Annotated in this window: 17 protein-coding genes; all 17 read left to right on the forward strand. The window is 43.0% G+C overall.

The window, feature by feature from the left end; genetic code table 11:
• Positions 1-8: 8 nt before the first annotated feature.
• The 17 genes from EIZ39_RS09530 to nadC all read left to right on the forward strand — a co-directional run bounded on the left by EIZ39_RS09530 (position 9) and on the right by nadC (position 21,088).
• Complete coding sequence (locus EIZ39_RS09530) at positions 9-227, forward strand: anti-sigma-F factor Fin (RefSeq protein WP_129199713.1); 219 nt, start codon at positions 9-11, stop codon at positions 225-227.
• 90 nt (positions 228-317) lie between these two features.
• Positions 318-3,863, forward strand: coding sequence for a transcription-repair coupling factor (gene mfd, locus EIZ39_RS09535; protein WP_129199714.1), 3,546 nt, complete (start codon positions 318-320; stop codon positions 3,861-3,863).
• Positions 3,850-4,956, forward strand: a complete 1,107-nt coding sequence (locus EIZ39_RS09540) for a peptidylprolyl isomerase (RefSeq protein ID WP_129199715.1) — start codon at positions 3,850-3,852, stop codon at positions 4,954-4,956. Before mfd ends, EIZ39_RS09540 begins: the two co-directional genes overlap by 14 nt.
• A gap of 216 nt (positions 4,957-5,172) precedes the next feature.
• Complete coding sequence (gene spoVT, locus EIZ39_RS09545; RefSeq protein WP_129199716.1) at positions 5,173-5,712, forward strand: stage V sporulation protein T; 540 nt, start codon at positions 5,173-5,175, stop codon at positions 5,710-5,712.
• A 112-nt stretch (positions 5,713-5,824) separates the two neighbouring features.
• Positions 5,825-7,453, forward strand: coding sequence for a putative polysaccharide biosynthesis protein (locus EIZ39_RS09550; RefSeq protein WP_129199717.1), 1,629 nt, complete (start codon positions 5,825-5,827; stop codon positions 7,451-7,453).
• 19 nt (positions 7,454-7,472) lie between these two features.
• The gene (yabN, locus tag EIZ39_RS09555; protein WP_129199718.1) at positions 7,473-8,936 is read left to right on the forward strand and encodes a bifunctional methyltransferase/pyrophosphohydrolase YabN; all 1,464 of its coding nucleotides are present in this window, start codon (positions 7,473-7,475) and stop codon (positions 8,934-8,936) included.
• Between the two features lie 23 nt (positions 8,937-8,959).
• Complete coding sequence (locus EIZ39_RS09560; protein WP_129199841.1) at positions 8,960-9,253, forward strand: RNA-binding S4 domain-containing protein; 294 nt, start codon at positions 8,960-8,962, stop codon at positions 9,251-9,253.
• A gap of 76 nt (positions 9,254-9,329) precedes the next feature.
• Positions 9,330-9,614 carry a sporulation protein YabP gene (gene yabP / locus EIZ39_RS09565; protein ID WP_129199719.1) on the forward strand — a complete coding sequence of 95 codons (285 nt, stop codon included), beginning with the start codon at positions 9,330-9,332 and terminating at the stop codon, positions 9,612-9,614.
• Positions 9,611-10,216, forward strand: a complete 606-nt coding sequence (gene yabQ / locus EIZ39_RS09570) for a spore cortex biosynthesis protein YabQ (RefSeq protein WP_129199720.1) — start codon at positions 9,611-9,613, stop codon at positions 10,214-10,216. Before yabP ends, yabQ begins: the two co-directional genes overlap by 4 nt.
• A gap of 13 nt (positions 10,217-10,229) precedes the next feature.
• Complete coding sequence (locus tag EIZ39_RS09575; protein WP_164984990.1) at positions 10,230-10,538, forward strand: FtsB family cell division protein; 309 nt, start codon at positions 10,230-10,232, stop codon at positions 10,536-10,538.
• Between the two features lie 304 nt (positions 10,539-10,842).
• The gene (spoIIE, locus tag EIZ39_RS09580) at positions 10,843-13,329 is read left to right on the forward strand and encodes a stage II sporulation protein E (protein WP_129199722.1); all 2,487 of its coding nucleotides are present in this window, start codon (positions 10,843-10,845) and stop codon (positions 13,327-13,329) included.
• 197 nt (positions 13,330-13,526) lie between these two features.
• Positions 13,527-14,945, forward strand: a complete 1,419-nt coding sequence (gene tilS / locus EIZ39_RS09585; RefSeq protein ID WP_129199723.1) for a tRNA lysidine(34) synthetase TilS — start codon at positions 13,527-13,529, stop codon at positions 14,943-14,945.
• Between the two features lie 9 nt (positions 14,946-14,954).
• Positions 14,955-15,494, forward strand: coding sequence for a hypoxanthine phosphoribosyltransferase (gene hpt, locus EIZ39_RS09590; RefSeq protein WP_129199724.1), 540 nt, complete (start codon positions 14,955-14,957; stop codon positions 15,492-15,494).
• Between the two features lie 70 nt (positions 15,495-15,564).
• Positions 15,565-17,439 (forward strand): ATP-dependent zinc metalloprotease FtsH, encoded by a 1,875-nt coding sequence (gene ftsH / locus EIZ39_RS09595; RefSeq protein WP_129199725.1) that lies wholly within the window; start codon positions 15,565-15,567, stop codon positions 17,437-17,439.
• 140 nt (positions 17,440-17,579) lie between these two features.
• Positions 17,580-18,536: a quinolinate synthase NadA gene (gene nadA, locus EIZ39_RS09600; protein WP_129199726.1), complete on the forward strand. Its 957-nt coding sequence runs from the start codon at positions 17,580-17,582 to the stop codon at positions 18,534-18,536.
• 88 nt (positions 18,537-18,624) lie between these two features.
• A complete protein-coding gene (nadB, locus tag EIZ39_RS09605; RefSeq protein WP_129199727.1) occupies positions 18,625-20,244 on the forward strand; it encodes an L-aspartate oxidase in 1,620 nt (539 codons plus the stop codon).
• Positions 20,234-21,088 carry a carboxylating nicotinate-nucleotide diphosphorylase gene (nadC, locus tag EIZ39_RS09610; protein ID WP_129199728.1) on the forward strand — a complete coding sequence of 285 codons (855 nt, stop codon included), beginning with the start codon at positions 20,234-20,236 and terminating at the stop codon, positions 21,086-21,088. Before nadB ends, nadC begins: the two co-directional genes overlap by 11 nt.
• The last annotated feature ends 9 nt before the right edge of the window (positions 21,089-21,097 follow it).

Below are 21,097 nucleotides of genomic sequence, written 5' to 3' on the forward strand. Positions count from 1 at the left end.
GCATAATCATGTCTATAAAATATGTATGTCCACATTGCAAATCCACCCATGGGACAATTGAGTCTGATCATGTCACAGAGATGCAGTTAGGCTGGCATTTCTTGACCCCTGAAGAACGACAACATATAATTAGCTATAATAATGGTGATATGGTTGTGAACGTAACTTGTGAATATTGCAGTGAAGCTGTTGAACGGAACCCCGAGTTGGCTTATCCTCTGCAATAACGTACAATAGCCTCGGCCCACCTTGCTGAGGCTTATTTTCTACTTTTAAGAAGGTTTATTTTTTCCACCCAACGGAGAGGGGGGCTAATCGTGAAGGGAATTATTCAAAGATTTTTAGAAAATGTAGATTTTCAAACCATAATTACAGGCTTTAGTCAGGGTCTAAAGGAACAGTTAGTAGCAGGGCTCAGTGGTTCTTCTAGACAGGTGTTCTTAAGCGCCATCTTTGAGTCACTGGACAAACCCTTGTTAGTTGTTACACATAACATGTTCCAAGCCCAGAAGATATATGAAGATTTAATAGAACTGGTCGGCGACGACCAGGTATTGTTGTTTCCAGCCAATGAGCTTATCGTATCCGAGATGGCTATAGCCAGCCCAGAGACGCTTGCTGGCCGGATTGAGGTATTAAATAAATTAAGTGAGAAGAAGAAGCGAATTCTAGTTGTGCCGTTTGCTGGTTTAAGAAGAATTTTAGTATCTCAAGAGGTATGGGAGAAGTCCCAGGTCACCGTAAAGGTAGGCCAAGAGATTGAGTTGGAATCTTTAATACAGAGTTTAATATCCATTGGATATGAACGAGTAGACATGGTAGAAGCAAAAGGTCAACTGAGTATCCGTGGGGGAATTATGGATATATTCCCTGTATATTTGGACAACCCACTTCGCATCGAATTGTTTGATGTTGAGGTAGATTCTATTCGTACCTTCGACACAGCTAGTCAACGATCTTTAGAAAAGTTAGAGACCATTACCATCCCACCGATGAGTGAAGTATTTGGTAGCCAAGATGTGTTAGTATCTGCGGCATCGCGATTAGAGCAGAAGTTAAGTGAAGCGCTAAGAACGGTGAAGGATCCAACCGTCAAGGAAAAGCTAGCGGAGAAGATGGGATGGGAGATTGAGCAATTAAAGCAAGGTAATCGCTTTCAAGGGATCTATAAATATATTTCTCTACTCTATCCTGAATACCAGAGTTTGATAGATTACATGCCGCAAGACACCATTATGGTTCTCGATGAGCCCTCACGTATTCAAGAGACGATCGACCAACTCGAAAAGGAAGAGGCTGAGTGGAAGACGACCCTTGTTTCGGAAGGGGAGTTTGCTCATAACATTCCTATTGCTCTTAACTATGATGAACTGATTAATAATAAAAGAAATAGATTGATTCACCTCAGTTTATTTCTTCGTCAGATACCCAAGACGGCACCGCAGAACATTGTGAACTTCAACTGTAAGGCTATGCAAGATTTTCATGGTCAAATGAATGTTCTAAAAGGTGAACTCGACCGTTGGACCAAGTCTCAGCACCAGGTCGTGTTTCTTACGGCGGATGAAGAGAGGGCTAGACGTTTAGAAAGAGTGTTTCACGATTATGAAATGGAAGCAGATCTCATCTTAGGACCTATTGAAACCCTAGGAAACAGACCGATCATTACCGTAGGAAATTTGCAAACCGGCTTCGAGCTTCCGATTCATCACCTTATCGTCGTAACGGAATCGGAAGTGTTTACGCAGAAAGCTAGGAAAGCAAGAAAAACAAAGACCAATATCAGCAATGCGGAGAGAATAAAGAACTACAATGAATTAAAAGTGGGCGACTTCGTAGTCCATGTTAACCATGGTATAGGGAAATATCTCGGCATCGAAACGCTTGAAATTAACGGCATTCATAAGGATTATTTGCACCTAAGATATGCCGGTAATGATAAGCTCTACGTTCCCATTGAACAGATTGATCAGGTGCAGCGATATGTAGCCGATGAAGATAAAGAACCGAAGATCTATAAACTAGGTGGTACGGAGTGGAAGAAGGTTACAAGTAAGGTCCGCTCCTCCATTCAGGATATTGCTGCGGATCTCATTAAGCTCTATGCAAAGCGAGAAGCAAGTCAAGGCTATGCCTTCACCAAGGATACACCGGAGATGCGTGAATTTGAGGCCATGTTCCCTTACGATGAAACGGCCGATCAGCTTCGTGCGATTGAAGAGATTAAGAAGGATATGGAAAGATCTCGTCCGATGGATCGCCTACTCTGCGGAGATGTAGGGTATGGAAAAACAGAGGTTGCGATTCGTGCTGCCTTCAAGGCGGTTATGGAAGGTAAACAAGTGGCCGTGTTGGTTCCAACGACGATTCTTGCGCAACAACACTTTGAGACCTTCAAAGAGAGATTTTCAGGCTATCCTGTGAATCTCGCCGTGATTAGCCGATTCCGTTCCCGCAAAGAACAGAACGAGGCCATGAAAATGCTCAAAGATGGAAGGTTGGATATCATTATTGGTACCCACCGTCTACTCTCTAAAGATGTGATCTTTAAAGACTTAGGACTTCTTATTGTAGATGAAGAGCAGCGTTTCGGGGTTACGCATAAGGAAAAGCTAAAGCAATTGAAGAGCAACGTTGACGTCCTTACGCTGACAGCTACCCCAATTCCACGTACGCTCCATATGTCTATGCTAGGGGTAAGGGATCTTTCTGTCATCGAGACACCGCCAGAAAATCGCTTCCCTGTTCAAACGTATGTGATGGAATATAGTGCAGCACTGGTTAGGGAAGCCATTGAAAGAGAATTAGGCCGTGGAGGTCAGGTCTACTTCCTATTCAACCAAGTTCAAGGAATTGAACAGATGGCGGAACAGATTTCGTTCCTTGTTCCTGATTGTAAAGTAGCCGTCGCACATGGTCAGATGAAAGAGACGGAGCTAGAGCAAGTGATGCTTGATTTCCTTGAGGGTCATACTGATGTCTTAGTCAGTACAACGATTATTGAAACAGGTGTCGATATTCCTAATGTAAATACGCTGATTGTATATAATGCGGACCGTATGGGGCTATCCCAACTCTATCAGTTAAGAGGAAGGGTAGGAAGATCGAATCGAATGGCTTATGCTTACTTTACCTATCAGCGTGATAAGGTGCTGACAGAAGTAGCAGAGAAGAGGCTTCAAGCCATTAAAGAATTTACGGAACTTGGGTCGGGCTTTAGAATTGCCATGCGAGACTTAGCCATTCGTGGAGCTGGTAACCTTCTAGGCGCTGAACAGCACGGGTTTATTGCCTCCGTCGGATTTGACTTATATAGCCAAATGCTGAAGGAAGCCATTGATGAATTGAAGGGTGGTCCGAAAGAGGAAGAATCCATTCATCCAGAGATTGATATTCAATTAGATGCGTTTATCCCATCCGACTATATTAACGATAGTAAGCAGAAGATCGCGATGTACAAGAAGTTTGCTGCTGTATTCGAGATGGAGGATGTAGAGGATTTACAAGAAGAACTGGTGGATCGCTTCGGAGATCTTCCGCTTTCAGTGGAGAACCTTCTTCGAGTAGCCCGACTGCGTGTATATTCCTATAAGCACAGAATCACGAGCATAGTGCAAAAGGGAACCAATATTATTATTAATTTGCATCAGGATCAGAACTTGCAAATCGACGGTACCAAATTGTTTGCTCTCGCTAACCAGTATGATCGACGTATGTCCCTAGCAACTGGACAACACCTATCAGTTACTGTTAAAGTAAATGGGTTGACTCCCGAAGATGGGATCAAGCTTGTAGAGAAATTCCTATCGGAATTCGAACAGGTGAAAAAAGTGAAGGGAGAACTAAATAATGTTGCCACTTAGAAAATGGGGAGCCCTAATGCTTTCCTTTACCCTAGCGTTATCTGTGTTATCCGCATGTGGGACAGCAGATGATAAAGACGCCAAAGCGAAGGATGAGGCGGCTCAAGCGAAGGATGAGGCTGTTCCAGCCGATCAAAATCAACAGCCAAATGGTGAAGAGAATCCAGTTCCAATTGTTGACGTAAACTTAGGGATGGATCCTCAAGCCGTTGTTGCAGAATATGAAGGCGGTAAGATTACTGCTGAACAATTCGAGAGCTATCTAGCGATCCAATCGTTCATCAATCCACAAGCTGGTTTAGCGATCCATGAGAAACTTCCTGAATCCTTGAAGCTTTTCATAGAAAGCTATGTTTCTGAAATCATCATGGCAGAACGAGCACCGGATGTTAGCAATGCGGAAAAAGAAGCTACGGAATTAGTTGACCGGATTAAAGGACAATACCTAATGGTCCTAGGCGGCGATGAGAAAAAGGTAGAAAAGCAAATGCAAGACCAAAAAGTTACGGATGAAGGGCTGAAGGAATTCTTCGTACGTTATAAGAAGGTAGAAGCTTACCTGCGTTCTCAGGTAACAGAAGAGGAAATTAAGAAGCGTTATGATGAAGGAAAGGGTCAAGGCGATTATACGGTGGCATCCGTTCGTCATATCCTAGTCTCTGTAGGGGAACAGCCTATGGCTCCTGCGGAAGGCGAGAAGAAAGCTTTAACTGATGAAGAAGCGAAAAAGCTAGCCGATGAGTTGTCGGATCGATTGCGTAAGGGAGAAGACTTTGCAGCATTAGCGAAAGAATACTCCGATGACCCTGGAAGTAAAGAAACTGGCGGTTTATACGAAGATGTAGAGGTTGCCATGTGGGTACCTGAGTTTAAGAAGGCAGCAATTGAGCTTCCTCTTAACGAGATCAGCGATCCTGTTAAAACCGATTACGGTTACCACGTTATGAAAGTGGAGAAGCGTACGGAGAAGAGCTACGAAGATGTAGCTGATCAAATTAGATCTCAATTCGTGAATGAAAAATATGATGCATTCATGGAAAAAGAATTAGAAGGCATTTTAAAGAATGTAAACCTTCCAGAGAAGAAGGAATAGGACGGATCCCTTAAGGGGTCCTCTTTTTTGTCTTCCAAAATAAGGGTGAAGCATAGCTTGGTGAATATTATCCATAAAGGAGATATATACTATCCCTACACCAGGAAACAAGCACTTCCCCAACAGGTAAGGAAAAGGATAAAAATAGGGTTAAACGATGGTTATGGGTAGTTCCAGTCAAGTAAATACTTCAAGTGAAAGTGAGGCATCTAGATAATGAAAGCAACTGGAATCGTTCGTCGAATTGATGATCTTGGCCGTGTGGTCATTCCGAAGGAGATTCGCCGAACTCTAAGAATTCGTGAAGGTGACCCTCTTGAGATCTTTGTTGACAGGGACGGCGAAGTTATTCTAAAGAAGTATTCCCCAATTGGAGAGCTTGGAGACTTCGCCAAAGAATATGCAGACTCTTTATATGAAAGTATAGGACATATTACGCTCATCTCTGATCGAGATACCGTCATTGCTGTATCTGGGGCTAGTAAGAAAGAATTTATGGACAAGGCTATTGGTTCAATGATTGAAACCTGTATGGAAGAACGCAAAACCATGATTCAGGGACCTGGTGAGTATGAAATCTGCCGTGACTTACAGGAACACTATTCCTCGGTTGTAGTGGCTCCGATTGTGGCAGGTGGGGACCCCATTGGTGCCGTTATCCTCTCTAGCAAAGAGGATTCCGTAAAGATGGGCGACTTGGAAACGAAGATGGCAGAAACCGCAGCTGGTTTTCTAGCGAAGCAAATGGAACAATAATGGACAAGGGATAGAGCTCTTCCAGACTAAATTGTGGTCTGGAAGAGCTCTTTGTGTTTAGTTGGGCATATGATATAATAGCTTAGATTTTGAATCCTGGAGGAGGAAATATATGGCAAAAAAGTTGGATGGAGCAACCTTTATTAAAGGAGCGGCCATACTTGGACTGGCTTCTTTATTCTCCAAGATGTTGGGGTTGATCTACAGGATTCCTTATCAAAACATTACAGGTGATTTGGGATACTATGTGTACACCCAGGTTTATCCGCTTTATGGAACTCTGTTAATCTTGGCAACTGCCGGTTTTCCCATCGCCATTTCGAAGATGGTTTCAGAAAAATTGGCCGTTGGAGATCTATATGGGGTTCGAAGGGTGTTTAGAGTTTCCGTGATTACCTTGTTTTTTACCGGAATTATTTCCTTTTTATCCTTGTATTATGGGGCAGAGTCCATCGCTATGTGGATGGGTAATGATAAGCTCACCCTTCCGATCCGAAGTGTTTCATATGCGTTACTTATCGTTCCTCCAATGGCAGCCATGAGAGGCTATTTCCAAGGCCATCAGAATATGGTTCCAACAGCGATATCTCAAATTGCCGAGCAATTTGTTCGTGTAGCAACGATTATCATTCTGGCGTACTGGTTTATGAGTACAACTGGGAATGAATACTTGGCAGGAGCCGGAGCTGTATTCGGAGCTTTCACAGGAGCGTTAACAGGCCTTCTTGTCCTTCTTTTGTTTTGGAGAAAGAACAAACAGTTACATAAAGAACCACAATTTACTCAACAAAAGATGCCCCAGGAATCATCCTGGCAGCTAATGAAACAAATACTATATTATGCTATACCGATTTGCTTTGGTGCACTCGTACTGCCGTTACTCCAGTTATCGGATTCCTTTACCGTGGCTAATCTTCTTATGAAGGCTGGTTATCCACCAGAAGAAGCTAATATTCTCAAAGGAGTATTCGACCGGGGACAGCCTTTAGTCTCCTTTGGTGCTTTTTTCGCTACAGCCTTATCCCTTTCTCTTGTCCCAGCGATCTCGGAGGCGAATGCTCGTCGTGCGAAACAGATCATTCAGAGTCGAACTGAGCTAGCCTTGCGCCTTACCTTAATGATTGGATTACCGACATCAATTGGTTTGGCTGTTGTGGCGGAGCCGGTCAATATCATGCTTTATCAAAATAACAACGGAACCTTTACGCTAATCGTTCTTTCTTTTACAACCATCTTTTCTACTCTTGGTATTACCTCAGCGGGTATTCTACAGGGGTTAGGTAAAGTACTTCTTCCAGCTAAGAATCTGTTAGTCGGGGTCATCATTAAAGTAGGCTTAAATATCATGCTCATCCCTTTAATGGGGATTACGGGAGCAGCTCTTGCTACCGTTCTCGCTTACGCTGTAGCTACGATGTTAAATCTCATGGCTGTAGCCAGATATACAGGAGTTACTTTTCAATTTAAGCGATTCTTCCTTAAGCCCATTTTTGCTGTAACGATGATGGGGGTGATGGTGTTCCTCATTGAACAAATCAGTATGAATCTGCTCTTTGGTGTCATCGAGTCTTATCGTCTTTATTTCACGGTCGTGGCGATCATTGCCGTCGTCTCTGGCGCTATGATATTTGGAATTGCTTTATTTATTTCAGGTTCCATTACCCGAACTGATTTGCAGTATATCCCTAAGGCAGAGAAGTTTATTCCTTTGCTAAACAAATTACATCTATTGAGAGATTAGAAAAGAGGGTGTTTTAGACATGTTGAAGATCTCGGTTATTGGCTTAGGAGCAGGTGATGTAAGTCAGATGCCGTTAGGCGTTTATGAGCAGATCACAGGGGCAAAACACTTATATCTTCGTACGCAAAAGCATCCAGTGGCTCAGCAATTAAAAGAAAGAGGAGTTAAATTCCAATCCTTCGATTCATTTTATGAAGACGCAGAGAGCTTCCCGGAGGTCTATCATTTGATTTGTAAGGAGCTGTTCGTTCAAGCCAAAGAGAAGGGTGAGGTGTTATTTGCTGTACCCGGTCATCCTATGGTGGCTGAGCAGACAACTCAGCTTCTTTTACAGCAGGCACATGATCAGGGTGTCGAGGTAGAAATATTGGGAGGGCAAAGCTTTCTTGATGCGATGTTCACGGCCATCAAAATGGATCCGGTTGAAGGTTTTGTTCTCCTTGATGCCCTTCACTTAGATCGAAAAGATATCAATCCTCGGGTACATACCATCATTACGCAAGTATATGATGATCTAACCGCGTCCGAAGTAAAATTAACACTTATGGAAGTTTTTCCGGATGAGTATCCTGTTACATTGGTGATTGCCGCGGGTGTGACTGGGGAAGAGAAGATTCAACAGATGCCTCTATATGAGTTAGATCATATTAAAGGCACTCACAACTTAGCTGCGGTCTACGTTCCACCGACACAGGATGACAAGATCCTGAATCGGCAGTTTAGCACGTTGCGGGAGATTATAAGCATTTTAAGGAGTCCTGAGGGATGCCCTTGGGATCGAGAACAAACCCATAAGTCCATTCGCAAGCATTTAATTGAAGAGACTTACGAAGTATTAGAAACCATTGATGATGATGACCCCGAAGCGATGTGTGAAGAAATGGGAGATCTCTTGATGCAGGTAATGCTTCATTCGCAAATTGCTGAGGATGATGGGGATTTTACTGTGGAAGATGTTATCTCCGTGTTAAATGAGAAGCTTGTTCGCAGGCATCCTCACGTATTCGGTGAGAAGGCAGCTGACACGAGCGATGAGGTACTAACGAATTGGGATCAGATTAAAGTACAAGAGAAAATGGATAAAGGAATCGATATCGAAAATAAATCTCTATTAGATGGGATACCTCGACATTTACCGGCATTGTTGACTGCTTATGAGTTAGCTAAGAAAGCTTCAAAGGTAGGCTTTGATTGGGATCAAGTACAAGACGTCTATGCTAAAATTGAAGAAGAAATGGACGAGGTTAAACAAGCTAGCAATGCAGAAGAGGTAAAGGAAGAGCTAGGAGATCTTCTGTTTGCTGTTGCCAATCTGGCCAGATTCCTGAAGGTAGATCCAGAAGAAGCGTTAGCCTTAACGAATCGTAAGTTTAAGACAAGATTTTCTCATATCGAGAAGCGACTGCAAGAGATGGGGAAGAATCTCGAAGAAGCAACTCTAGACGAGATGGAAGCTTTATGGCAAGAAGCGAAACGAACTTAAGTGAAGCAGAGGTGCTGAAACAGATGAGACTAGATAAATTCTTAAAGGTATCCAGATTGGTAAAAAGACGAACCATGGCCAAAGAAGTTTGTGATCAGGGACGTGTGCAGCTGAATCAAAGACAAGCCAAATCAAGCAGCACCGTGAAGGTGGGGGATGAGTTGGCTATTCGTTACGGGAACCGCCTGGTCACTGTTACGATCGAGCGTATTGTGGATTCTACAAAAAAGGAAGAAGCAGCCACGATGTATACTTTAGTTTCTGAGGAAAGATTGAATCAGGAAGAGCCAAAGATTGATCCGGATTATCCTTGGTAACTTCCATTTCAGGTTCTAATTCTTGTATCCAAGCCATAACATGTACAAAAAAGCGAATCACGGAGGTGTACAGGTTATGGCGGATGCGAAAAAGACCCCAAGGCATGAAATCATGATGTTTAACCGCAAGAAATTAGAAATTTCCGGGGTGTTAAATGTAGAGAGCTTTGATAGTGAAGAATTTTTGCTTGAGACGGAATGTGGATTCCTTTGTATAAAAGGTCAGAACTTGCACATGAAGAATCTAAGCTTGGAGACAGGACAGGTGTCCATTGAAGGCTATGTCTTTGACTTGGGCTATATCGATGAGCAAGGCGGGGGATCGAAAGGAAAAGGATTCCTAGGGAAGTTGTTCAAGTGAGTATAAAAATCCAAGCGATTACGATGCTGATGATGGTTGCCTGCGGCCTGACCATGGGTCTGCTTTACGATACATATAGAGTAATGAAAGGGCAGACTGGGCTTCGCGGATGGTTAGTGATCATCTGCGATCTTTTGTTTTGGGCGAGCTGTATTTTCCTTGTATTTGGAACCTTGTTACGCATTAATGATGGAATCGTAAGAGTTTATTTGTTTTTAGGCATGGGGATTGGAGCCTGGGCTTACTTCGCTCTCTTTCATTCGTTTTATGTAAAATGGTTTTTGCGATTCATTCAGTTAGTTAAAGCCATTTATCGCTTTATCATTAACATGATACAGACGTTGATTATAAAACCAGTGATCTTCTTATATAAGGTGATCATTACCGTAATTGTAACGATTTCTTTGTTTGTGTGGAAGATCATTCTGTTTATTTATGGGTTGTTTCAGAAGATCTTCGTCCCACTAGGTACAAAGTCATCAAAGTTAGGTAAGAAAATATATTCCGGTTCAAAGAAGAAGGGAGCAGGAATTTTAAAAAGGCTGGCGAAACTAATTAAGTTGAAGCGTAAAGATGATATCGACAAAGACAAAGACGAATGAGGTGAGCCAGCCTATGCCTGAACTTGATCCAACAGAAACGAGAATAAGGGGTCAACGAAGAAGGAAGCGATTGCTCGCATTAGTGATGTTTCCCTTTTGCCTTTGGGCCGGATTCACTTGGTATGAACAACAATCTATTCTCCTAGGAAAGAAAGAAGATCTAAGGAAAGCACAACAATCCTTTGATCAGGTCAAGCTAGAGAATGAGGAGTTAACGTATCAGGTGAACAAGCTACATGATAAGGAATATATAGCAGAGATAGCTCGAAGAGACTATCATCTGTCCAAGCCTGGTGAAGTAATATTTATTACTCCAGAATAACCACGTTGGGTGTCTATTCGTATGAACTATACGAGTAGACACCTTTTATTTTTTTGCCTGCTAATTTTAGTTGTTCTAAAATTTATACCATCATTTTATCGACACTGATTTACATTATGACAACAAATTCCAGCTTACATAGAGCGCTGTAGACGATTGGAAACAAATGTAAACCACCTTCTTGTAGACTGCGCTTACTATTTGTCGCAAACTTCTTGGAATCCCTCTCTTTGTTTTGACAAATTTTACAATTGGACAAGTCTATAATCAAATCAATAAATTACAAATCGGGTGGTGTTGAGTTATGTCTCGTATTCAGGCGTTTGCTACTCATTTGGGACAGAGAATGATGGTTCCAGCACAGCGCCTTCTTTCCAGGACAGCGGTTGGTTTAGAAACAGGGATACAAAGACTAGGGATCTTTTATATCCTGATGGGTTACTTGCTGGGAAGGGCGATGATCCTCCAAGATTTAGCCCCCTTTGCGACAGCCTACTTTATCGTTGTTTACTTTATTAGGAAGGACAAGGTGCTTTTAACCTCAATCGCATTATTAATGGGTGCTGCATCACATTCCACCTCACATGCTGTCATGATTTTCATAAGCTTAGCTATCGCCTTTATGATTTTAAGGGTTCAGGAAAAGCGAGTAAAAAGGGAGTTGAATCAAGCTCCATTTATCGTACTGATTTCACTATTTATTAGTAGAGCGGCTTATACGTATCTTTCGAATGAAATGACGCTGTATTCAACCATCATGAATGTGGTTGAAGCCGTATTGGCAATGGTTCTTACGCTGATTTTTGTTCAATCGCTACCCTTCTTAACGAGTCGAAAATATCATCATGAATTAAAGCCAGATGAGATTGTTTGTTTAGTGATCTTACTAGCCTCTGTAATGACCGGAACCATTGGTTGGACGATCGATGGCGTTTCCGTCCAGAGTACGCTTGCAAAGTATCTAGTACTGACATTAGCCTTCGTCGGAGGCGGGATGATCGGGGCAACGGTTGGGGTGATTACGGGAGTTATAATAAGCTTAGCAGACGTTAGGCTGGTGGAACAGATTAGCTTGCTAGCTTTTGCTGGATTGTTATCTGGGTTATTAAAGGAAGGAAAACGCGGCGGGGCTGCCCTTGGGATGATTTTAGGTTCGTCTATCTTTATCCTTTATGTAGGAGACAAGCAGTCTATCATCCATTCAAGTATAGAAACTCTTATGGCGGTGGGATTGTTCCTGCTTACTCCGCCATTTTTATTACAAAACATATCGAGATTTATCCCTGGTACGGAGGAAAATGAGAAGTCCCAATATGAGTATATGAAAAAGGTCCGTGATGTCACCGTTGGAAAGATTATGAAGTTCTCAACTGTATTCCAAGAGCTCTCTGATGCCTTTACCCAAGTATCGATTCAAAATAAAAAGGAAGAAGAGCAAGAGAGTATGGATATGAACGAATTTTTGGCTCGAATAACGGAAAGATCCTGTCAGACGTGTTGGAGGAAGGAAAAGTGCTGGTCGGAATATGGCACGGAAAATACCGTTCATATCCTAGGGGAACTCATACATCAATTGGATGCCTATGGAGAGATCGATCGGGATCGGCTAGAGGGAACCGATTATCACAGTATGTGTGGAAATAAAGAAAAATTAGAAAGGGTGATCTACGAAGAATACTTTGCTGTACAGGAAGGACTATTTATGCAAAAGCAGGTGAAGGACAGCAGAAGATTAGTAGCAGATCAGCTAGCGGGTGTCTCTAAAGTGATGCGCAACTTTGCCAATGAACTTGGACGTGAGGGAATCGATCTATCTTTACAGGAACAACAGATTCTCGGGGCTCTAGAGAATATTGGCTTGTCCGTACAAAGGGTGAACATTCTAAGTTTAGAAGAGGGGAAGGTCGATATTGAAATTACACAGCCCGTTTGTGATGGACATATGCAATGTGAAAGTATTATAGCACCGATGCTGACCTCGATTGTGGGTGAAAATATTACAGTAAAGAGTAAAGAGTGCGATGTTTCAGGAGATGGGACATGTGTCGTGATCCTAGGCTCGGAGAAAAATTATTCGGTGTCTTCTTATGGTACAGGTGTGGCTAAGGATGGGAGGTTGGTATCTGGCGATTGCTTCATGACAATGGAGCTTGGGAGTGGGAAGTACATCATGGCTATCAGTGATGGGATGGGAAATGGAGATCGGGCGCATCTTGAGAGTACCTCTACTCTTCAATTACTTAAGGAGTTATTAGAAGCTGGATTAGATGAGACATTAGCTATTAAGTCTGTAAACACGGTGTTATCGTTACGATCGCCGGATGAAATGTTCGCCACGGTTGACTTAGCCATTGTCGATCAGTATTACGGTCATACAAAGTTTATTAAAACAGGATCGAACCCTAGCTTTATTAAAAGAGGAAGAGAGGTCTTCATGATTACGGCAAATAATTTGCCGATTGGTATTATTGAAGATATTGAAGTAGATGTGGTGACTGAGCAATTAAAGCCAGGTGACATCCTCATCATGGTGAGTGATGGCTTGCTTGAGGCACCTGCCCAGATTGAGAATAAGGAGATGTGGTTTAAGCGAATTATCTCGGAGTTGAAGACCGACGATCCAGAGGAAATCACGGATATCTTGCTAGAGAGGGTGATACGAAGCAAATTTGGAGAGATTAACGACGACATGACTATACTTGTATCGAGAATTGATCAATTCATTCCAAGATGGGGAACCTTCCCTATTCCAGGCATGGAACCTATACAACGGCCCAAACGCGTAAGTTAACGTCTATTTCCTTAGAGACTGGAAATAATGGGAAGTGAGTTGATAGCTCAAGGGTGACTTAAACCTTTGGGCTTTCTATTTTCTTGTCCGCAGCCAGATCTTCACAAACTTTTTGTATTTCGTTCGTCCGTACATTTCACTATGTATGATATAATTACCTCCACGTGTTACCAATTTACTTGCTTGAGGGAGAACTTATGCTTGTAACCAAGCTTAATGCTGTGATAAAGGAAAAGGGATTATTAAAGAGAGGGGAGAAGGTCCTTGTAGGTGTTTCGGGAGGAGTGGATTCCCTGGCCTTACTTCGAGCCTTATATGACCTGTCCGAAGTAGAAGGGTGGCAGGTATATGCCGCACACTTGAATCACCAGTTTAGAGGGGAAGAAGCAGAAGAAGATGCTCGCTTTGTCGAAGAGTACTGTAGAGATTATGGGATTCCATGTCGTGTAGAAGAACGCAATGTTCCAGAGTGGATTCGAGAAACAGGGGCCAATCCCCAAGCGGCGGCACGCCAGGTTCGATATCAATTTTTTCAAGAAGTTGCAAGTCAGTGGGGGATTAGGAAGCTTGCCCTAGCGCACCACGCGAATGATCAAGCTGAGACCATTCTGATGAGAGTCTTCAGGGGAACAGGGATCGAGGGCATTGCTGGTATTCCTGACTCTAGAGCATGGGGCCCCCTAACGATTATTCGACCTCTTCTTTCCTTTTATAAAGATGACTTAGAGAAGTACTGTCAGCTTCAAGGAATAACTCCTAGAGTAGACAGCAGTAACTTGAAAAAGAAGTACCACCGCAATTTTCTTCGATTGGAAGTCATTCCGTGGCTCGAGAAGGAAGTAAACCCTTCTATACAAGAAGCCCTAATCCAACTAGGCATGATTGCAAGTGAAGAAAATGATTATTTTGAGCGAATTTCTACAGAAATGCTCGAATCAATCATGAAATCTAAAGAAGAAAATAAAATTGTAATCAAGGGTAAACTATTTCTATCCATGCACCTTGCTTTACAAAGGAGGATGATTAAACTAATATTTAATTATCTAGATCGTAAACAAGCAAATATTGGTTTTATACATATTGAATCCATCCTGGAATGGATGCGCCACGGGCGTAATGCATCACGATTGGAACTTCCTCAAGGGATACAGGCTTTTAAGGAGTATGATGAAGTTACTTTTAGTACGAAGCTGACCCATTATGGTGAGCAAACAGAAAGTTACTGTTATAACATGGAAGTCCCAGGACGTACATATATTAGAGAGATTAATGCTTGGCTTTACGCCCGTATTATAGAGGGAGAATCTACTTTAATTGAACCACGGTCTGGATACGAAGCTTTATTCGATTTAGATCAAGTCAAGGGTGGATTAACAGTACGAAGCCGTAGACCAGGAGATAGAATTATACCCTTTGGCATGGAAGGCACGAAGAAGGTAAAGGATCTTTTCATCGATGAGAAGGTACCGAAGCAGCTAAGAGAACGTATTCCTATGATAGCAGACAATGAGGGTTTGTTATGGATTCCCGGATTAAAGCGTTCTAATCGAGCCCGTATTACAGAAACAACGCAGAAACAACTTTTACTACAATATGATACAGATGTTTTACTCTAGGAGGCTACTATGCAGAACGAGATCCAAGAAATATTATTAAGTGAAGAAGTTATTCAAGCTAAGATAGCTGAGTTAGGACAGATCATTAGCGAAGAATATAAGGATAGAAATCCATTGATCATCTGTGTTTTGAAGGGAGCTGCTCCTTTCATGTCCGATTTGATCAAACGTATTACCATCCATATGGAGATGGACTTTATGGCCGTGTCTAGTTATGGTGCATCGACAGTTTCATCAGGGGAAGTTCGAATTATTAAGGACTTAGACGCAAGTGTAGAAGGTCGACATGTCCTTATTGTCGAGGATATCATCGATAGCGGTCTTACACTCAATTACCTGCATGATCTGCTTCACCGTCGCAAGGCTGGAAGCGTAAAGATTATTACTTTATTAGATAAGCCGCACCGCAGGAAGGTAGATATTAAACCTGATTATTGCGGTTTTGAAGTACCAGATGAATTTGTTGTGGGCTATGGCTTGGATTATGCGGAGCGTTACCGCAATCTTCCTTACATAGGGATCCTCAAGCCTGAAGTATATAGTAGTTAGCCTAAGTTGTGGACAAAGAGTTAGTTATGGTAAAATAATGTGAGTGTCTTGTCGTGAGAGGAGGTCAGAGATGAATCGTTTTTTTCGAAATACGGGGTTTTATCTGCTTATCTTCCTAGTTACCGTAGGAATTGTAAACTTTATCGCCAACCAAGGAACTGAAACATCGAAGATGCCGTACAATCAGTTCAGGCAGAACCTGGATAATGGCCAAGTAGCCGAGATTCTAATTCGCCCGGATAGTGGTACATACTATATCGAAGGAAGGCTGAAAAGTGGGGAAACATTCTTTACGAATGGTCCTCTATACAATAATACGTCTCTACTAGAGAAGATTGAAGCTGCGAATCTGGATAAGGAGACCTATGCTGAGCAGAAGGGTGACTCGGTATGGTTAACTTTCCTTACGTCCATTATCCCATTTGTTATCATCTTTATCCTATTCTTTTTCCTACTTAATCAAGCTCAAGGTGGCGGCAGCCGAGTGATGAACTTTGGGAAAAGTAAAGCGAAGCTTTATAACGATGATAAGAAAAAGGTTACATTTAATGATGTGGCCGGGGCTGATGAAGAAAAAGCCGAATTAGAGGAAGTTGTACACTTCCTGAAGGATCCACGTAAGTTTAGCCAGCTGGGTGCCAGAATTCCTAAAGGGGTACTTCTTGTAGGTCCTCCAGGAACAGGGAAAACGTTACTTGCAAGAGCGGTAGCGGGAGAAGCTGGAGTTCCTTTCTTTAGTATTTCAGGTTCAGATTTCGTTGAGATGTTTGTCGGTGTCGGTGCTTCCCGTGTTCGTGACTTGTTTGAGAATGCGAAGAAGAACGCCCCATGTATCATTTTCATCGATGAGATTGATGCAGTTGGTCGCCAGCGTGGAGCTGGTCTTGGCGGTGGACACGACGAGAGAGAGCAAACATTGAACCAGTTGCTTGTTGAGATGGATGGATTCGGTGCCAATGAAGGAATTATCATTGTTGCCGCGACGAACCGCCCAGATATTCTAGATCCTGCTTTGCTTCGTCCAGGACGCTTTGACCGTCAGATTACAGTGGATCGTCCAGATGTTAAGGGGCGTATGGCGGTATTACGTGTACATGCGCGTAACAAGCCTTTATCTGATGAGGTTGACCTAGACGTCATTGCAAGAAGAACACCAGGATTTACGGGAGCAGACTTAGAGAACTTGCTGAATGAAGCTGCTTTATTGTCCGCTCGTAAGAATAAGAAGAAGATTGAGATGCTTGAAGTGGATGAGGCGATTGATAGGGTGATCGCTGGACCTGCTAAGAAGACACGTGTCATCAGTGATTATGAGAAAAGACTTGTGGCTTATCATGAAGCTGGGCACGTTATTGTTGGGTATCATATGGAACACGCCGATGTGGTTCACAAGGTAACTATTATTCCACGGGGAAGCGCAGGTGGTTACACCGTTATGCTTCCTAAGGAAGATCGTTATTTTGCTAGCCGTTCTGAGCTCTTGGATAAGATCTCTGGATTGCTTGGTGGACGTGTCGCAGAGGAAATTGTATTGAATGAAGTAAGTACAGGAGCTCATAACGACTTCGAACGAGTAACGGGAATTGCTCGTCGCATGGTTACGGAGTTTGGGATGAGTGACCGTCTTGGTCCTATGCAGTTTGGTCGCTCTCAAGGTCAAGTATTCCTTGGACGTGATTTCGGTCATGAGCGGGATTACAGTGAATCGACTGCGCAAACTATTGATGAAGAAGTTCAACGCATCGTACGTGATCAATATAAGAGAACGACAGATCTACTCGTAAAATACAGAGATCAGCTGGAATTGATTGCTCAGACGTTGCTTGAAATTGAAACATTAGATGCGGACCAAATTAAGCAATTGATCGAAAAGGGGAAAATTGAGCCTAAAGTTACTGCTGAAAGTGACGTGAAGGTGCAAATTCAACCGAAAAAAGAGGAATAATAAGATGAAATGGAAAGCACCCTTGACATATGGGTGCTTTTCTTCTCTGCTATGAAGTGTTTGATCCATTGACAAATCGGAGACCTAGGTCTACAATTCAAACATAAAAATTAGGCTACATGTTAGGAGGGTCTACCCACATGGAAGCATTAGCGCTTGCTAAAAAAGCAGAGCGAAATGAAGAATTAAAGGAGAAAATCATTCGCTTAAAAAAGGAACGTAATGCCATTATTCTGGCTCACTATTATCAGAGGCCAGAAATCCAAGAAATTGCCGATTTCTTAGGTGATTCCTTTGGCTTAGCCCAAAAAGCAAAAACGACAGATGCGGATGTGATCGTGTTCTGTGGGGTCCACTTTATGGGTGAAAGTGCGAAAATTCTTGCTCCGAATAAGACTGTTCTTATTCCTGATGAACGAGCAGGCTGTCCAATGGCTGATATGGTGAACGTGGATGGCTTGCGTAAATTAAAAGCAGAACATCCGAATGCTAAGGTCGTTGCTTATATTAATACTTCTGCTGATGTAAAAGCTGAAACTTACGTCTGTTGTACTTCATCGAATGCCAAGAATGTCATTGAGAATATAGATGCCGAAGAGATTATTTGGGTTCCTGATAAGAATTTAGGTCATTATGTTTCTCAGTTTACGGACAAGAAAATGATTATTTGGGAAGGCTACTGTAACACGCATGACCAATTGACGGTGGAGGATGTGTATCGCCTACGCAAGGAACATCCTAATGCTCAATTTGTCGTGCATCCTGAGTGCCGTCCAGAAGTCGTTGCGTTAGCTGACTTTGTGGGAAGTACTACCGGAATCCTCAAATACTGTAGAGAATCTAAGCATGACGAGTTTATTGTAGGTACGGAAGATGGAGTCCTTTACCGATTATCCCAAGACAGTCCGAATAAAAAATTCTATTTCGCTTCTAAGTATCTCGTCTGTCCAAATATGAAGGTGAATAACCTGAAGAAGCTGGCAAATTGCTTAGAAACCATGCAACCGCAAATTTATGTTCCACCGCATGTTGCCGATGCTGCACGCGAATCGTTGGAGCGTATGCTTCAATTTGAGGCAGAGACTTATAAAGTCTAGAATAAATCTGGTTACTTTTAGGTAAGAAGTATAAAATAGTGATAAAATCACCGTTTTATACTTTTTTTCATGGAAAGGACAAACTCTCATGGTCCCACGTTATTTAATCGATTTTAATATAAGAGACATGAATACGAAGCGGACCGATGTCTGTATTATCGGCTCAGGGATCGCTGGGTTGTACACGGCTCTTCAGATTGCCAAATATCAAGAGGTTACGCTCATTTGTAAGGAAGGATTATCAGAGAGTAATACCAATTATGCCCAAGGTGGCATAGCTGCCGTAATCACGAAAAAGGATTCAACGGCACTACACCGTCAGGATACCCTTATTGCCGGTGCGGGTTTATGTTCCCATGAGGCTGTAGATGTATTAGTTAATGAGGGTCCAGAAGGCGTGTACGAGCTTATTCGTTATGGTACTCAGTTTGATAAAGAAGGCGACAAGTTAGCTTTAACCCAGGAAGGGGCACATAGTCGCAGAAGGATTCTCCATGCGAGAGGGGATTCGACCGGGGCTGAGATCGTGAGAGCCTTATCTGAGAGGGCAAGAGAAAATGAGCGAATACATATTTTAGAACACCACTTTGCTATCGACCTTGTTACCGAAAAGGATCAGTGTGTGGGGGTTATAGTAGAGGATTCTCATGGGGAGCAATTCCTTATCCAATCCAACGCAACCATACTGGCTACAGGCGGAGCAGGGCAACTATACCGCTATACTACCAATCCTCCCGTTGCGACCGGAGACGGTATAGCCATGGCTTACCGTGCAGGAGCACAGATTAAGGATGTTGAATTTATTCAATTTCATCCGACGTCTCTGTGTTATCCCGGTGCACCCCGCTTTTTGATATCCGAAGCTGTTCGTGGAGAGGGTGCGGTTCTTCGTAATGTGAATGGCGAGCGGTTTATGGAAAGATATCACCCGCAGCTTGAGTTGGCTCCAAGAGATGTTGTAGCGAGAGCGATTGTGTCGGAGATCGAGAAGACGGAATCCACCTTCGTCTATCTTGATATTACTCACGAGTCCGAAGAACTGATCAAGCACCGCTTCCCTAAGATTTACCAAGTCTGTCTTACTTATGGTTTGAACATGGTAACGGATTGGATTCCAGTAGCTCCTGCTGCACACTATATGATGGGCGGAGTAAAGACGGGCTTGTGGGGAGAGACAACGGTTCCTCGATTGTTCGCTTGTGGAGAAGTGTCGTGTACGGGGGTGCATGGAGCGAATAGACTAGCAAGTAATTCCTTATCTGAAGCCATTGTATTCGGGAAGAGGATTGCTCAACGTGTGAAGGAACTACAGCCCATAGAACTTGATGTGTCAGGGCTTTCTTTTTCGATTATGAGAGAGACAACGCCTGATGAACATATTCTAGAGAAGAAGCTGAAGCTTCAGAAGATGATGGTGCGGCAAGTGGGGTTGAAGCGGGATGAGAAAAGGCTTAGAAAGGCCTTGAAGGAAATGGAAAGGCAAGTAAAGCAATTCCAGCTGCAACCCACACATCCTTCAGAATACGAATTTCTTAACTTACTTACGTGTGGCTTGCTTACAGTTAAAGCCGCATTACTGCGGGAAGAGAGTCGAGGAGGGCATTACCGCGAAGACTTTCCTAAGCGGGATGATGTTATATGGCGCAAGCATATTATTCAGTCTATCGGGGAAGGCGTCTTAGAGGAGAGAGGTACTTATGATGATTAATCAGCAAAAACTGAAGCGGCAAATCCAAGAATGGCTGGAAGAGGATATTGGATTCGGAGACATCTCCGTTCAAGCGACAGTAGCACAGGATGAATACGCAAAAGGGATTATCTATGCGAAGGAGACTGGAGTAATCGCTGGCTTAGAAGTAGCAAGGCTGGTTTTTACTTCGGTTGACCCAACTTTACAGTTCCGATCCATAGTGAAGGATGGACAAGAGATCCAAAAGGGAGAGGTTGTAGCAGAGGTAGAAGGAAAGGCGGCCTCCATTTTAACAGGAGAGCGTCTAGCGTTAAACCTCATGCAGCGTATGTCCGGAATTGCTTCCATGACTAATCAGTATGTTCTTCGTGCAAGGGAAGGAAGCCAAGCTGTTCGGGTCGTGGATACTAGAAAAACAACACCCGGCTTAAGAATGCTAGAGAAATACGCCGTTCGTATGGGTGGAGGTCATAATCACCGTTACGGATTATTCGATGCCGTGATGATTAAGGATAATCATATCAAAGCATCAGGAGGCATTAAACAGGCTATAGCAGCGTCTAGGGAATTCATTCCCCATACGATGAAAGTGGAAGTGGAAGTAGAATCTCTCGCCCAAGTGGAAGAAGCGCTTGAAGCCAAGGCGGATATTATTATGTTAGATAATATGGGAATTGAAGAAATGAAGAAAGCCGTCGCCCTGATTAACGGCAGGGCTGTGGTGGAGGCTTCTGGGGGAGTATCACTAGACACCATCGCCCGCATTGCTGAGACTGGCGTAGATGTTATTTCTGTCGGAGCCTTAACCCATTCGGTAAAAGCATTAGATATAAGCTTGGATTTGAACCAAAGGAAAAGATAAAGCCGGAGG

The sequence above is a fragment of the Ammoniphilus sp. CFH 90114 genome (assembly GCF_004123195.1).
Classification (GTDB): domain Bacteria; phylum Bacillota; class Bacilli; order Aneurinibacillales; family RAOX-1; genus YIM-78166.

Bases quoted from the DNA above. Each gene is read 5' to 3' on its own strand.
- EIZ39_RS09530 (WP_129199713.1), top strand. From the start codon at position 9: ATGTCTATAAAATATGTATGTCCACATTGCAAATCCACCCATGGGACA.
- EIZ39_RS09540 (WP_129199715.1), top strand. From the start codon at position 3,850: ATGTTGCCACTTAGAAAATGGGGAGCCCTAATGCTTTCCTTTACCCTA.
- spoVT (WP_129199716.1), top strand. From the start codon at position 5,173: ATGAAAGCAACTGGAATCGTTCGTCGAATTGATGATCTTGGCCGTGTG.
- EIZ39_RS09550 (WP_129199717.1), top strand. From the start codon at position 5,825: ATGGCAAAAAAGTTGGATGGAGCAACCTTTATTAAAGGAGCGGCCATA.
- yabN (WP_129199718.1), top strand. From the start codon at position 7,473: ATGTTGAAGATCTCGGTTATTGGCTTAGGAGCAGGTGATGTAAGTCAG.
- EIZ39_RS09560 (WP_129199841.1), top strand. From the start codon at position 8,960: ATGAGACTAGATAAATTCTTAAAGGTATCCAGATTGGTAAAAAGACGA.
- yabP (WP_129199719.1), top strand. From the start codon at position 9,330: ATGGCGGATGCGAAAAAGACCCCAAGGCATGAAATCATGATGTTTAAC.
- EIZ39_RS09575 (WP_164984990.1), top strand. From the start codon at position 10,230: ATGCCTGAACTTGATCCAACAGAAACGAGAATAAGGGGTCAACGAAGA.
- spoIIE (WP_129199722.1), top strand. From the start codon at position 10,843: ATGTCTCGTATTCAGGCGTTTGCTACTCATTTGGGACAGAGAATGATG.
- tilS (WP_129199723.1), top strand. From the start codon at position 13,527: ATGCTTGTAACCAAGCTTAATGCTGTGATAAAGGAAAAGGGATTATTA.
- hpt (WP_129199724.1), top strand. From the start codon at position 14,955: ATGCAGAACGAGATCCAAGAAATATTATTAAGTGAAGAAGTTATTCAA.
- ftsH (WP_129199725.1), top strand. From the start codon at position 15,565: ATGAATCGTTTTTTTCGAAATACGGGGTTTTATCTGCTTATCTTCCTA.
- nadA (WP_129199726.1), top strand. From the start codon at position 17,580: ATGGAAGCATTAGCGCTTGCTAAAAAAGCAGAGCGAAATGAAGAATTA.
- nadB (WP_129199727.1), top strand. From the start codon at position 18,625: ATGGTCCCACGTTATTTAATCGATTTTAATATAAGAGACATGAATACG.
- nadC (WP_129199728.1), top strand. From the start codon at position 20,234: ATGATGATTAATCAGCAAAAACTGAAGCGGCAAATCCAAGAATGGCTG.